The organism is Mycolicibacterium sp. XJ1819, from assembly GCF_053483675.1.
This window is the reverse complement of sequence record NZ_JBEFST010000011.1, coordinates 137,043-150,276: the sequence shown is the minus strand read 5'-3', so window position 1 is coordinate 150,276 and position 13,234 is coordinate 137,043. Positions and strand designations below refer to the sequence as shown.

Here is a 13,234-nt window from a genome sequence, read left to right as displayed (position 1 = left end):
CGGTATAGGACAGTTTCGGTCCTATGAGTGCGGCAGAATCGGCGTATGGCCGAGACGACGGGTCGGGTGCTGCAACTGCTCGGGTTGCTGCAGTCGCGGCGGGTGTGGACCAGCGAGGAGCTCGCCGACCGGCTAGGTGTGACGACCCGCAGCGTGCGCCGCGATGTCGAACGCCTTCGCGAGTTGGGCTACCCCGTCCACGCCAGCAGGGGCCACGGCGGCGGCTATCGACTCGGTGCGGGTGCGGCGCTGCCCCCGCTGCTGCTCGATCCCGACGAGGCGGTGGCCGTCGCCGTCTGCCTGCGCCTCGCGGCCGGCGGCACGGTCGCCGGTGTCGGCGAATCGGCGCTGCGCGCGCTGAGCAAGCTCGACCAGGTGATGCCGTCGCGGCTGCGCGAACAGGTGTCGGCCGTGCACGACGCGACGGTCACGCTGACCTCACCGTCGTCGGACCCGCCCGTCGAACCCGAGGTGCTGATGACCCTGGCGCGCGCGTGCCGCGACCGCGAGCACGTCAATGCCGGCTACGTCGACATCCGCGGAAACGCCACCCGGCGGCGGTTGGAGCCCTACCAGCTCGTCACCACCGGGCGACGCTGGTACCTGCTGGCCTACGACCGCGACCGGCACGACTGGCGCAGCCTGCGGCTGGACCGGATGTCGGAGGTCGAGGCGCTGGGCAGCACCTTCGCCGGCCGCGACGCACCCGACGCGGCCGAGTACGTACGCCGGGCGATCACCGCCTCGCCGTACCGTTATGTGGCCCGCGTCCGGTACCACGCACCGGAAAGCGTTCTCGCGCAGCATTTTTCGACAGCATCGGTGACGATAGAGCCGGACGGGCCCGACGCGTGCGTCGTCATCGCGGGTGCCGACGACCCAGAGCGGATGGTCCTGCATTTCGCCTCCGTCGGCCACGACTTCGAGATCCTCGAACCGGTCGAGGTGGTGCAGGCGGTCACGGCGGTGGCACAGCGGTTGCGAAGGGCCGGCGTCAGTCGGTGAGCCCCAGCCGGTCGGCGAGCACCAGAAACGCCACGGCGAAATCGTTGTCGGAGGTGGCCTCGCGAATGTGCGGCCAGTCGAGTTGTTCACGCACCGCGCGCACGGCGGGCAACAGCCTGGTGAAGTCGCAGTGGTGTTCGTTGAGCGCGTTGAGCTTCTGCGTCAGCACCGACGTCGGCGCGAGAACCCGCATCCGCACCGCGAGCACGTCGTACTCTTCGGCGGCCAGAATCGCTCCGGCGTCGACCGGAACCCCGTTGAGCCGGTGCAGCACGTCGATCACGAAGTCATCGCCGACGCACGCCTTGAACAACCAGTCTTCCGGCGTGCGCTCGATCCGGAACCCGGCCGCCTCCAGGGTGGCCGCCGCCTTCTCCGCGTCGGGTTCGGCGACGACGAAGTCCACGTCGTGCACCGGCTCGGGTCCCCCGAAGACCCACAGCGCGTAACTGCCGGCCAGCGCGAAGTCCGGCCCGTCGGCGCGAAGCGCGGCCGCGGCGCGTTTGAGTGCGTCGCGCAGATCGTCGTTTCTCTGGGGCACATCTCTCCTGATCGGCCGGCGGTGATTGTGGGTATGGGAGTACCCATGCGGATGGCCACCTTCAACATCCTGCACGGACGCAGTGTTCACGACGGCGTCGTCCAACACGACCGGCTCGTCGAGGCCGTCAAACGCATCGATGCCGACATCCTCGCGCTGCAGGAGGTCGACTTCGATCAGCCGCGCTCGGGCAAGGCCGATCTGACCGCCGTCGCCGCCGAGGCGATGGGGGCGGTCAGCCACCGGTTCGTCGCCGCGATCTCGGGCACGCCGGGGGCGACCTGGATGGCCGCCACCGGTGACGAACAACCCGGCACCGCGGCGTACGGCATCGCGCTGCTGTCGCGCTATCGGGCCGAGTCCTGGCAGGTGCTGCGGCTGCCGCGGATTCCGACCAGGTTTCCGATGTATCTGCCCGGCCCCAACCGCGTGCAGATCGTCGACGAGGAGCCCCGCGCGGCGATGCTGGTGGCGCTGGACACCCCGTTGGGCACGCTGACCGTGGCCAACACCCATCTGTCTTTCGTGCCGGGCTGGAACCGGGTGCAACTGCGACGGCTGGTTCGCGACCTGCGTGGCTTCGCGTCGCCGCGGGTGCTGATGGGTGATCTGAACATGCCGCCGCCACCGGTCGCGCGCTGGACTAGGTGGCGGGCGCTGGGGCGGGCGCCGACGTTTCCCGCCGACGCGCCCGACCGCCAGCTGGACCACATCGTCACCGACGACCGCGGGCTGCGGGGCGACGGGTGTCACGCGCCCGCGCTGGCGATCTCCGATCACCGGGCGCTGGTGGTCGACGTTTCGCGGCCGTGAGGCCGTGATCGCACGTAGGGTCTTGGGGTGCGCGTCATTTCGGCGGAGTCGACAGAATTGTTCGTCGGGCGCGAAGATGCGCCGTTGCAGTTGGTGCGCGTCGGATACACCGGCGGCGCCGCGACGGTGCGTGTCGAAGGCGAGGGGCTGTCCGGGCGCGTCCGGGCCGCGGCGGGCGACGGCAGCATCGAGGTTCCCGTCACGGTGGCCGACCCCGTCGTCGGTCAACAGCGCGAGGCCCGCGTCGTCGCGGGCGACTCCATCACCCCGTTCGTCTTCACCGTCGCCGAGCCGGGCTGGACGATGTACATGGTCAGCCACTTCCACTACGACCCCGTGTGGTGGAACACCCAGGCGGCCTACACCAGCGTGTGGAGCGAGGACCCGCCGGGACAGTGCAGGCAGACCAACGGCTTCGACCTGGTGCGCGCGCACCTCGAGATGGCCCGCCGGGAGCCGGAATACAAATTCGTGCTGGCCGAGGTCGACTACCTCAAGCCGTACTGGGACACCCATCCCGAAGACCGCGCAGATCTGCGGAGGTTGCTCGCCGAGGGCCGGGTGGAGGTGATGGGCGGGACGTACAACGAGCCGAACACCAACCTCACCAGCCCGGAGACGACGATCCGGAATTTCGTGCACGGCATGGGGTTTCAGCGCGCGGTCCTGGGCGCCGACCCGGCCACCGCCTGGCAACTCGACGCGTTCGGACACGACCCGCAGTTTCCGGGACTGGCCGCCGACGCCGGGCTGACGTCCAGTTCGTGGGCGCGCGGACCGCACCACCAATGGGGCCCGATGGCCGGCGGCGGGGACGCCGAGCGCATGCAGTTCTGCAGCGAGTTCGAGTGGATCGCCCCCTCGGGCCGCGGCCTGCTCACCCACTACATGCCCGCGCACTACGCGGCCGGGTGGTGGATGGACTCGTCGGCGACGCTGGAGGAGGCCGAGGACGCCACCTACGAACTGTTCGCCTCGCTGAAGAAGGTCGCGCTCACCCGTAACGTGCTGCTGCCGGTGGGCACCGACTACACTCCACCGAACAAGTGGGTCACCGACATCCACCGCGACTGGGCGGCGCGCTACACCTGGCCGAAGTTCGTGTGCGCCTTGCCCAGTGAGTTCTTCGCCGCGGTGCGCGCCGAACTGGCCGAGCGCAACATCGCGGCGTCCCCGCAGACGCGTGACATGAACCCCATCTACACCGGCAAGGACGTCTCCTACATCGACACCAAGCAGGCCAACCGGGCAGCCGAGGAGGCCGTGCTCGACGCGGAGAAGTTCGCCGTGTTCGCGGGTCTGCTCACCGGCGCCACCTACCCGCAGTCCGCGCTGGCCAAGGCTTGCGTGCAGCTGGTCTACGGTGCCCATCACGACGCGATCACCGGATCGGAATCCGACCAGGTCTACCTCGATCTGCTGACGGGATGGCGCGACGCATGGGAACTGGGCACCCGCGCCCGCGACAACGCGTTGGCGCTGCTGTCTCGGGCCGTCGACGCACCGGTGGTGGTCTGGAATGCGGTGGCGCACAACCGTACCGACGTGGTGACTGCCCGGGTCGACGGTGCGGTCCGGGTGTTCGACGCCGACGGCGCCGCGCTGCCCACCCACGTCGACGCCGGATCGGTCAGCTGGCTTGCCCGCGACCTGCCGTCGATCGGCTGGCAGTCCTATCGGATCGAGCCCGCGGACGCGGCGAGCGGATGGGAAGCCATGTCCGGCACCGAGATCGGCAACGAGCACTACCGCCTTCGCGTCGACCCGGCCCGCGGCGGCGGAGTCTGCTCGCTGACCGAGACCGTGACGGCCCGCGAACTGATCGGCAACGGACGCGTCGGCAACGAACTGGCCGTCTACGAGGAGTATCCGGCGCATCCGGAGGCCGGGGAGGGCCCGTGGCACCTGCTGCCCAAGGGGCCGGTGGTGTGCTCGTCGGCCGAACCCGCGACGGTGCAGGCCTACCGCGGCCCGCTCGGCGAACGCCTGGTGGTCACCGGCCGCATCGAGGACCTGCTGCGATACCGGCAGACGCTGACGCTGTGGCACGGCGTGGCCCGCGTGGAGTGCCACACCACGATCGACGAGTTCACCGGCGCCGACCGGCTGTTGCGGCTGCGCTGGCCCTGCCCGGTGCCGGGGGCGCTGCCGGTCAGCGAGGTCGGCGACGCGGTGATCGGGCGCGGATTCGGGCTGATGCACGAGCGCGGCACCGAATCCGCCGTCGACTCCGCGGTGCATCCCTGGACGCTGGACAACCCCGCCTACGGCTGGTTCGGGTTGTCCTCGGCGGTGCGGGTGCGGGTGGGCGCCCACACCCGCGCCGTGTCGGTGGCCGAGGTGGTGTCGGCTGCGGAGTCGACGTCGGCGCAGGTGGCTCGCGACCTGATGGTCGCGCTGGCCCGCGCCGGCGTCACCGCCACCTGCAGCAGCGCCGACAAGCCCCGCTACGGCGACCTCACCGTCGACTCCAACCTGCCGGACGCTCGGATCGCACTTGGCGCGCCCGACGAGAATGCTTTCACCGCAGCGGTATTGGCCGACGCCGACCCCGTCTACACCGAGGAACTCAAACGCCAGCTCTACCACAGCGGCCAAGCCAGGGTGTGGGTGCCTGCCGTCGCGCCGCTCGTCGATCAGTGGACGCCGGGCGCGGACCTTCGCGGGACCCGGGCCCTACCGGTGCTCGTCATCGCGGGTTCCGCGCTGGACGACGCGGTGCGCGCGGTCATCGACGACCTGACCGGCTTCGAGGTGCCCGTCACCCAGGACGCGCCGTCGGGTCTGGGCCCGTTCGAATCCCGCACCGTCGCTGTGCTCAACCGTGGAATCCCCGGTTTCGCAGTCGATTCCGACGGCACCTTGCACCTGTCGCTGATGCGTTCGTGTACCGGTTGGCCCTCGGGAACCTGGATCGACCCCCCGAGGCGCACCGCGCCCGACGGGTCGAACTTTCAGCTCCAGCACTGGACCCACAGTTTCGACTACGCCGTGGTCTCCGGCGACGGCGACTGGCGCGACGCCGAAATCCCCGCCCGCAGCGCGGAGTTCTCCCGGCCGCCGGCGGCGGTGTTCAACGGGCATCACGACGGCGGGCTGCCGCCACGGGGATCGCTGCTGCAGGTCGAACCGGCCGGTGCGGTGCAACTCGGCGCGCTCAAGGCCGCGGGCAATCCGCTGGCCGGTGGCAGCGGCCGCACCGTCGACCCGTCCGACGGCGTCGCGATCCGACTGGTCGAAACCCACGGCCGCACAACCGACGTGGTGGTCAGGTCCGGATTGCACAGGGTGGCCGCCGCGGCCCGGGTCGACCTGCTCGAACAGCCACGGATGCAGGAGCTGGCCGACGACCGGCTGACCCTGCACGGCTACGAGGTGGCCACCGTGCTGACCCGGTTCGACATGCCGCAGGTCTTCGGCGCCGACCACAGCGCGCTGGCACCCGACGCGGAGGCCGCCCAGCCGTTGTACGCCCGCTACTGGCTGCACAATCGGGGACCGGCCCCGCTGGGCGGCCTGCCCGTCGTCGCCCACCTGCATCCGCACCGCCTCGACGCACAGCCCGATTCGGCCATCTCGCTGCGGCTCACCGTCGCCAGCGACTGCACCGACGCGGTCCTGCACGGCAAGGTGCGGCTGGGATGCCCGGACGGGTGGAGCGCCGATCCACCGGAACTGTCGTTCATGCTGCCCGCCGGCGACTACCTCGCCACCAATGTCGAGCTGACCGCACCCGCCGACGCCCGGCCGGGCCTGTACCCGCTGCGGGCCGAACTCGCGGTGACCGGCAGCCATGTCCCGGCCGCGTGGCGTCAGGTCGTCGAGGATGTGTGCGTCGTGTCGCTGAGCGCACCCGCCGAGGACCGGTTGCTGCGTCTGGTCGCCGACCCGGAGGCCGTCGACGTCACCGCGGGGGCCACGGCGCCGCTGACCGTCACGGTGGCCACCGACGCCCATGCGGGTGTCGCCGTCGAAGCCCACCTGATCAGCCCGTGGGGCACATGGGAGTGGATGGGGCCCGCGGCGATCGGGGCCGAACTGCCCGCGCGAAGCTCCGTCGACCTGGTCTTCGACGTCGCACCGCCGCCGGACGCACCGCGCGGCCAGTGGTGGGCGCTGATCCGGGTCGCCGGCGGCGGGCAGGTGCTGTACTCGCCCGCGGTGCGGGTGAGGGTGCGATGAGTGTCGCGGCGACGGTCGCCGGTGTCGGGGTGTCGGTGGCCGAGGTCGACGCGCGCGAGGCGCGGCTGCGGGAGGCGCGGCCGCCGTCGTCGCTGCCCCGCCCCGGCACCAGCGAAGGCCGCCAGCTGCGTCGGTGGCTGACCCAGGTGATCGTCACCGAACGGGTAATCGCCGCCGAGGCCGTCGAGCGGGGTTTGCACGCAACCGACGCGCCCACCGAGGCGGAGTTGCTGCCCGACACGGTGGTGCGGCTGGAGCTCGGAAGCGTGGCCGCCTCGGTGCTGGCCGATCCCGTCGCTCGAGCGCTGTTCGTCGCCGTCACCGCCGACGTCGACGTGGCCGACCGGGAAGTCGAGGACTATCGCGCCCGAAATCCGCTGCGGTTCAACGATTCTGCTGAAGTCGCCGCACACCTGCGCGGCGCGGCGAGGCGGCGGGCGTTCCGGCGGTGGCTGGATGCCAGGTGCGCGGCGCTCGTCGACCTCGCGCCCGGCTACGAGCATCCCGGCGATCCGCGTCAACCCGACAACACCCACCGCCACTGATGACGACCCTGGCGCTGGACATCGGCGGCACGAAGATCGCCGCCGGTCTGGTCGACTACGCCGGTGAGCTGGTCCATCACGCCAAGCTGCCGACGCCGAAGGGTGATGCCGAGGCGGTGTGGGCGGTGATCGACCGGTTGCTGGCCGAGGCGCTCGCGGTGGCCGGTGGTGGCGTTCGTGCCGTCGGCATCGCCTCGGCCGGGCCGGTCGACCTCGCGGCGGGCACCGTCAGCCCGATCAACATCACCGGGTGGCAACGCTTCCCGATCGTCGACCGGGTGTCGGCCGTGGTCGGCGCGCCCACCCGGCTCGGCGGCGACGGGCTGTGCATGGCGCTGGGGGAGCGCTGGCGCGGAGCGGGCCGCGGCGCGCAGTTTCTGCTCGGCATGGTGGTGTCCACCGGCGTGGGCGGCGGATTGGTGCTTGACGGCGTGCCCTACGACGGCCGCACGGGCAACGCCGGGCACGTCGGCCACGTCGTCGTCGACCCGGACGGTGCGCCGTGCACCTGCGGGGGGCGCGGATGTGTCGAGACCATCGCGTCGGGCCCGCGGATGGCGCGGTGGGCCCGCGAGCAGGGTTGGGCCGCACCGCCCGAGGCCGGCGCCAAGGAACTGGCCGATGCGGCCAACGCCGGTGATGCCGTGGCGCTGCGGGCGTTTCGGCGCGGGGCCACGGCCGTCGCCGCGATGATCGCGTCGGTGGGTGCGGTGTGCGATCTGGACCGCGTGGTGATCGGCGGCGGCGTGGCGAAATCCGGCGCCCTGCTGTTCGACCCGGTGCGCGAGGCGCTGGGCTCCTACGCCGGGCTGGACTTCATCCGCGATATGCGGGTGGTGCCCGCGGAACTTGGGGGCGAGGCAGGGTTGGTCGGCGCCGCTGCGTTGGCGATTTCGGCGTGAGCAGTCGCGCTGACCGCGACTGACTGCACCCAAATCCCATACGTGGCACGGTCGAGGGATGAGGCAAACCCTCGAAACAATCGCCCTGCTGGTGACCGGGCCGATGGTCGGAGTCGAGATCGCCGTCGCCGTCTTCGCCAACCCGGTGCTGGACAAGCTGCCGGACGACGGGTTCTGGCAGGCGCGCCGAGACAGCGGTCGACTGCTGGGCAAGGTCATGCCGTTCTGGTACATCGCGACGCTGGTGGCGCTGGTCGCGGCCGCCGTCGTCACCTGGCAGGACTGGCTGGTCACGACCGCTGCGGCGGTGATGGCGCTGGTGGTGCTGATGACGGTCACGCTGATGGTGCCGGTCAACAACCGCATCGGCCGCTGGGCCGAAGCCGGCGATGTCGACCGCGACCTGGCCCGGCACTGGGACCGGTTGCACTGGCGGCGGGTGGCCCTGCTGATCGTCGTGTTCGCCCTGCTGGTGATTTCGGTGTGACGGGTCGCGCTGAGCGCGACTAGCGACGCCGAAATCGCATGGGTTTTGGCTGATGGGCGGCGGGCAGGCTATTCTTGTCGGCGTTCCACCGAAGACCGTCGGTCACCGAGAAATCGGTTGAAGGTCCCGGATCGCCCGGGCGGCCCACGCAGGAGGACGAGGCTGACGCTGTATTTGCGCGCCCCGACCCGTCTGCGTCGGGGCGTTCGTCGTTTTCCGGCCCCTCAGCGCCTTCTCTGCCGACCGATGGTCACCCACCACGAGGAGGCATGCATGGCCAAGGCTGAAAAGGTCACCGCGGTCGCCGACATCGCCGAGCAGTTCAAGGACTCGACGGCGACGCTGGTCACCGAGTACCGCGGCCTGACGGTGGCCAACCTCAAGGACCTGCGCCGATCGCTCGGTGATTCCGCCACCTACACCGTCGCCAAGAACACGCTGGTCAGGCGTGCCGCGGCGGAGGCGGGCATCGAGGGGCTCGACGAACTGTTCGTCGGTCCCACCGCGATCGCGTTCGTCCGGGGCGAGGCCGTCGACGCCGCCAAGGCGATCAAGAAGTTCGCGAAGGACCACAAATCGCTGGTCATCAAGGGCGGCTACATGGACGGCCGGCCGCTGAGCGTGGCCGAGGTCGAGCAGATCGCCGACCTGGAGTCGCGCGAGGTGCTGCTGGCCAAGCTGGCCGGCGCGATGAAGGCCAATCTGACCAAGGCCGCCGGCCTGTTCAACGCTCCCGCGTCGCAGGTCGCCCGGCTGGCCGCCGCACTGCAAGAGAAGAAGTCCGCCAAAGAAGAAGCTGCGTAGCAGCCGCACTACCACCCACAAGCCCAGAAGAAAGTAAGGAAGGACCACACCATGGCCAAGCTGTCCACCGACGAGCTGCTCGACGCGTTCAAGGAACTGACGCTGCTGGAGCTCTCCGAGTTCGTCAAGAAGTTCGAGGAGACCTTCGACGTCACCGCCGCCGCTCCGGTCGCCGTGGCCGCGGCACCGGGTGCCGCCGCCGGTGGCGCCCCCGCCGAAGCCGCCGAGGAGCAGTCGGAGTTCGACGTCATCCTCGAGGGCGCCGGCGACAAGAAGATCGGTGTCATCAAGGTTGTCCGCGAGATCGTCTCCGGCCTGGGCCTCAAGGAGGCCAAGGACCTCGTCGACGGCGCACCCAAGCCGCTGCTCGAGAAGGTCGACAAGGCCGCTGCCGAGGAGGCCAAGACCAAGCTCGAGGCCGCAGGCGCGACGGTCACCGTCAAGTAGGACACGTAGCACACGCCCTGTGGGGCCGATCCAGCAAACGGATCGGCCCCACAGTGCTGTCTACGGGTTCTTTGCAAACGATCACATTTAGGCCAGGGCAATATTTCGTGTCGAGACGGCGTAGGCTACAGTGACTCAAGCCACAAGCGGTCAGGCGTGTGGTCTGGACAGATTTTCTTGGCGGGAGGACGTCGCGTGGGCATTGGCATTCAGGTTGAGGGACTGACCAAGTCCTTCGGGCCCCAGCGAATCTGGGAAGACGTCACGTTGGACATCCCGCCGGGTGAAGTCAGCGTCCTGCTCGGCCCGTCCGGTACCGGTAAGTCGGTGTTCCTGAAGTCGCTGATCGGCCTGCTGCGTCCCGAGCGCGGCAAAATCATCGTCGACGGCACCAACATCATCGAGTGCACCGCCAAGGAGCTCTACGAGATCCGCACGCTGTTCGGCGTGATGTTCCAGGACGGTGCGCTGTTCGGCTCGATGAGCCTCTACGACAACACCGCTTTCCCCTTGCGTGAGCACACCAAGAAGAAGGAAAGCGAGATCCGCAACATCGTCATGGAGAAGCTCGAGCTGGTCGGTCTGGCCGGCGACGAGAACAAGTTCCCCGGCGAGATCTCCGGCGGTATGCGCAAGCGCGCCGGCCTGGCCCGCTCGCTGGTGCTCGACCCCCAGATCATCCTCTGCGACGAGCCCGACTCCGGTCTCGACCCGGTCCGTACCGCGTACCTGAGCCAGCTGCTCATCGACATCAACGCGCAGATCGACGCCACGATCCTGATCGTCACGCACAACATCAACATCGCCCGTACCGTGCCCGACAACATGGGCATGCTGTTCCGCAAGAAGCTGGTGATGTTCGGTCCGCGTGAGGTGCTGCTGACCAGCGACGAGCCCGTCGTCAAGCAGTTCCTCAACGGTCGCCGGATCGGCCCGATCGGCATGTCCGAGGAGAAGGACGAGTCGACGATGGCCGAAGAGCAGGCCATGTTCGACGCCGGCCACCACGACGGTGGTGTCGAGGAGATCGAGGGTGTGCCGCCGCAGATCGTCGCCACGCCGGGCATGCCCGAGCGTAAGGCCGTGGCCCGTCGCCAGGCCCGGGTGCGCGAACTCATGCACACCCTGCCGCCCAAGGCGCAGGAAGCGATCCGCGAGGACCTCGAGGGCCAGCAGAGCTACGCGACCAGCAGCGTCGGCGCCGACCCCGACGCCACGGCTCGCCACCGCCAGCTCGACGACGACGCGCCCACGGGCGCGATCCCGCGCGCCGAAGGCTAGCCAACGAGCGTCCAGACGCCGACGTTCTGCCGGATCTGCGAGCCGCTGTGCGGCATGATCGCGACCGTCGAAGACGGCCGTCTGACCGCACTGCGACCCGATAAGGACCACCCGGTCTCGGCGGGTTTCGCCTGCCAGAAGGGCATCGCCTTCACCGAGGTCGTCAACGACCCCGACCGCGTCACCACGCCGCTTCGGCGGTGCGCGGACGGGTTCGAGCCGGTCAGCTGGGACGAGGCGATGTCCGACATCGCCGACCGGTTGGCCGCGATCCACCGCAGCCACGGCTCCGGCGCGATCGGCTGGTACTTCGGCAACCCCGGGGCGTTCAGCTATTCGCACACGCTGGCCGTCAACACGTTCATGCTCGGATTCGGCCGGCGTCTGCACCTGTTCACCGCCGGATCCCAGGACGTCAACAACCGCTTCGTCGCCAGCCAGCTGCTGTACGGCACGCCGCTGGCGCTGCCGGTGCCGGATCTGAACCGCACCGACCTGCTCGTCGTCATCGGCGCGAATCCTGTTGTGTCCCATGGCAGCGTGTTGACGGTGCCGCGGATCAAGGACCGCATGCACGACATCGTCAAGCGCGGCGGGCGGGTGCTGGTAATCGACCCGCGCAAGACCGAGACCGCAGCCCAGTTCGAGTGGCTCGGGATCGTGCCCGACGGCGACGCGTACCTGCTGTTGTCGCTACTGCACGTGATGTTCGGCGAGAACCTCGTCGACCGCGCGCGGCTGGCCCGCCAGGCCGACGGCGGGGAGTGGCTGGAGCGGCTGGCCCGGCCGTTTCGCCCCGAGGCCACCCGCGTGCACACCGGCGTCGACCCCGACAGCGTGCGGTCGCTGGCCCGTGACCTGGCCCGCACCCCGCGCGCGGCGGTATACGGCCGCGTCGGCACCAGTACCGGCGAAAACGGAACGCTGACAACCTATCTGCTCGACGCGGTCAATCTGGTCGCCGGCAACCTCGACGTCGCGGGCGGCAGCATGTTCGGCCGCTTCGGGCTGCCGGGTGAACGCCTGCTGGGCAAGGCGGGCGCGGCGCTGTTGCGGACGGTGTACTCCCGCAGGCGCTCGCGTATCGGTGGATTCCCGTCGGTGCTGGGGTCCGAGCCCGCTGCGCTGATGGCCAAGGAGATCACCACCCCGGGGCGCGGCCAGGTCAAGGCGTTGTTCGTCAGCGCGGGAAACCCGGTGCTCTCGGTGCCCAACGGTGACGAATTAGAGACGGCGTTGAAGTCCTTGCAATTGATGGTCGGCATCGACCTGTATGTCAACGAGACGCTCGCGCACTGCGACTACGTGTTGCCGGCCACCACCATGTATGAGCGCGACGACTTCCCGCTGCCGTTCCAGACGCTGCAGCCCACCCCGTTCCGGCAGGCCACCGAGGCCGTCATCGCGCCGGTCGGGCAGGCCAGATCCGAGTGGGAGATCGTCGACGACCTGACCCAGCGGCTGTGGCGTCGGGCGCCGGGGTTGACGATGCTGGCCGCTGCCCGGAAGGCTCTCGCGGCGTTCGGGATTCGGCTCAACCCGCGGCTGCTCGTCGACGCCGTGATCCGGTTCGCCGAGGGCGGTGATCGCTTCGGGCTGCGCCGCGGCGGGTTGTCCTTCTCGCGGCTGACGACGAGGCATCCGCACGGCACCGTGCTGGCGACCCACCTGCGCGACGGCGTGCTGGGTGAGGTGGTGGTCTACCGCGGCGGGCGGGTGCGGTTGCGGCACGCCGACATCGCCGCCGAAGTCGACAAGCTGTCACGACGACGCACCCCAGCCGGATATCCGATGCGGTTGATCGGGATGCGTGAAGCCCGCTCGGAGAATTCCTGGATGCACAATTCGCCGCTGCTGATGCGCGGCGGGCGCATCCAGCACGCCCGCGTGCACGTCGATGACGCGGCCGCGGCGGGCATCGTCGACGGGGACGTGGTGCGCATCGCGTCGCCGCACGGCGAGATCGAGTTGCCGGTGATGGTGACCAAGGACATCGTCGCCGGGGTGGTCGCCGTTCCGCACGGCTGGGGGCACAAGGGCACCGCCGGGTGGCGGCTGGCCAACCGGGCCGCCGGTGCGAACGTCAATCAGCTGATGTCCAGTGCGCCCGAGGACATCGAGCGACTGGCCGGGATGGCGCGGCTGACCGGTGTGCCGGTCCGCATCGCGGCTGTCTAGCGTCCCCGCGCGACCCGGAATTTGTTAATGTCCATTCCGGGCAAAGTCA

General features: G+C 69.9%; 10 protein-coding genes and 1 pseudogene. 10 read left to right on the top strand and 1 reads right to left on the bottom strand.

The annotated features are described in order from the left end of the window. Positions 1 to 45 precede the first annotated feature (45 nt). Complete coding sequence (locus ABQE89_RS14060) at positions 46 to 1,005, top strand: helix-turn-helix transcriptional regulator (RefSeq protein WP_448417491.1); 960 nt, start codon at positions 46 to 48, stop codon at positions 1,003 to 1,005. Here ABQE89_RS14060 and ABQE89_RS14055 read toward each other — a convergent pair. Next, positions 995 to 1,546, bottom strand: coding sequence for a hypothetical protein (locus ABQE89_RS14055; protein ID WP_448417489.1), 552 nt, complete (start codon positions 1,544 to 1,546; stop codon positions 995 to 997). The genes ABQE89_RS14060 and ABQE89_RS14055 overlap by 11 nt on opposite strands. 45 nt (positions 1,547 to 1,591) lie before the next feature. On the opposite strand from ABQE89_RS14055, the gene ABQE89_RS14050 reads away from it, so the two are divergent. From ABQE89_RS14050 to ABQE89_RS14010, 9 genes and pseudogenes are all read left to right on the top strand, one after another. Next, positions 1,592 to 2,359 carry an endonuclease/exonuclease/phosphatase family protein gene (locus tag ABQE89_RS14050; RefSeq protein ID WP_448417487.1) on the top strand — a complete coding sequence of 256 codons (768 nt, stop codon included), beginning with the start codon at positions 1,592 to 1,594 and terminating at the stop codon, positions 2,357 to 2,359. Between the two features lie 27 nt (positions 2,360 to 2,386). After that, positions 2,387 to 6,541 carry a glycoside hydrolase family 38 N-terminal domain-containing protein gene (locus ABQE89_RS14045; RefSeq protein ID WP_448417485.1) on the top strand — a complete coding sequence of 1,385 codons (4,155 nt, stop codon included), beginning with the start codon at positions 2,387 to 2,389 and terminating at the stop codon, positions 6,539 to 6,541. Next, complete coding sequence (locus ABQE89_RS14040) at positions 6,538 to 7,086, top strand: DUF7158 domain-containing protein (RefSeq protein ID WP_448417483.1); 549 nt, start codon at positions 6,538 to 6,540, stop codon at positions 7,084 to 7,086. The genes ABQE89_RS14045 and ABQE89_RS14040 overlap by 4 nt, the downstream gene beginning before the upstream one ends. Continuing rightward, positions 7,086 to 7,988 (top strand): ROK family protein, encoded by a 903-nt coding sequence (locus ABQE89_RS14035; protein ID WP_448417481.1) that lies wholly within the window; start codon positions 7,086 to 7,088, stop codon positions 7,986 to 7,988. The genes ABQE89_RS14040 and ABQE89_RS14035 overlap by 1 nt, the downstream gene beginning before the upstream one ends. A gap of 58 nt (positions 7,989 to 8,046) precedes the next feature. Beyond that, positions 8,047 to 8,475: an anthrone oxygenase family protein gene (locus tag ABQE89_RS14030; protein WP_448417479.1), complete on the top strand. Its 429-nt coding sequence runs from the start codon at positions 8,047 to 8,049 to the stop codon at positions 8,473 to 8,475. A 273-nt stretch (positions 8,476 to 8,748) separates the two neighbouring features. After that, a complete protein-coding gene (gene rplJ, locus ABQE89_RS14025) occupies positions 8,749 to 9,279 on the top strand; it encodes a 50S ribosomal protein L10 (protein WP_448417477.1) in 531 nt (176 codons plus the stop codon). Positions 9,280 to 9,330: 51 nt separating this feature from the next. After that, positions 9,331 to 9,726 carry a 50S ribosomal protein L7/L12 gene (gene rplL, locus ABQE89_RS14020; protein ID WP_448417475.1) on the top strand — a complete coding sequence of 132 codons (396 nt, stop codon included), beginning with the start codon at positions 9,331 to 9,333 and terminating at the stop codon, positions 9,724 to 9,726. A 195-nt stretch (positions 9,727 to 9,921) separates the two neighbouring features. Then, positions 9,922 to 11,007, top strand: coding sequence for an ABC transporter ATP-binding protein (locus tag ABQE89_RS14015; RefSeq protein ID WP_448417473.1), 1,086 nt, complete (start codon positions 9,922 to 9,924; stop codon positions 11,005 to 11,007). A 21-nt stretch (positions 11,008 to 11,028) separates the two neighbouring features. Next, a pseudogene (locus ABQE89_RS14010) lies at positions 11,029 to 13,185 on the top strand (molybdopterin-containing oxidoreductase family protein); the annotation flags it as partial. Positions 13,186 to 13,234: the final 49 nt, after the last annotated feature.

Excerpts from the sequence above, each read along its gene's own strand:
- rplL (WP_448417475.1), top strand. The coding sequence starts at position 9,331 with ATGGCCAAGCTGTCCACCGACGAGCTGCTCGACGCGTTCAAGGAACTG.
- rplJ (WP_448417477.1), top strand. The coding sequence starts at position 8,749 with ATGGCCAAGGCTGAAAAGGTCACCGCGGTCGCCGACATCGCCGAGCAG.
- ABQE89_RS14030 (WP_448417479.1), top strand. The coding sequence starts at position 8,047 with ATGAGGCAAACCCTCGAAACAATCGCCCTGCTGGTGACCGGGCCGATG.
- ABQE89_RS14060 (WP_448417491.1), top strand. The coding sequence starts at position 46 with ATGGCCGAGACGACGGGTCGGGTGCTGCAACTGCTCGGGTTGCTGCAG.
- ABQE89_RS14050 (WP_448417487.1), top strand. The coding sequence starts at position 1,592 with ATGCGGATGGCCACCTTCAACATCCTGCACGGACGCAGTGTTCACGAC.
- ABQE89_RS14035 (WP_448417481.1), top strand. The coding sequence starts at position 7,086 with ATGACGACCCTGGCGCTGGACATCGGCGGCACGAAGATCGCCGCCGGT.
- ABQE89_RS14040 (WP_448417483.1), top strand. The coding sequence starts at position 6,538 with ATGAGTGTCGCGGCGACGGTCGCCGGTGTCGGGGTGTCGGTGGCCGAG.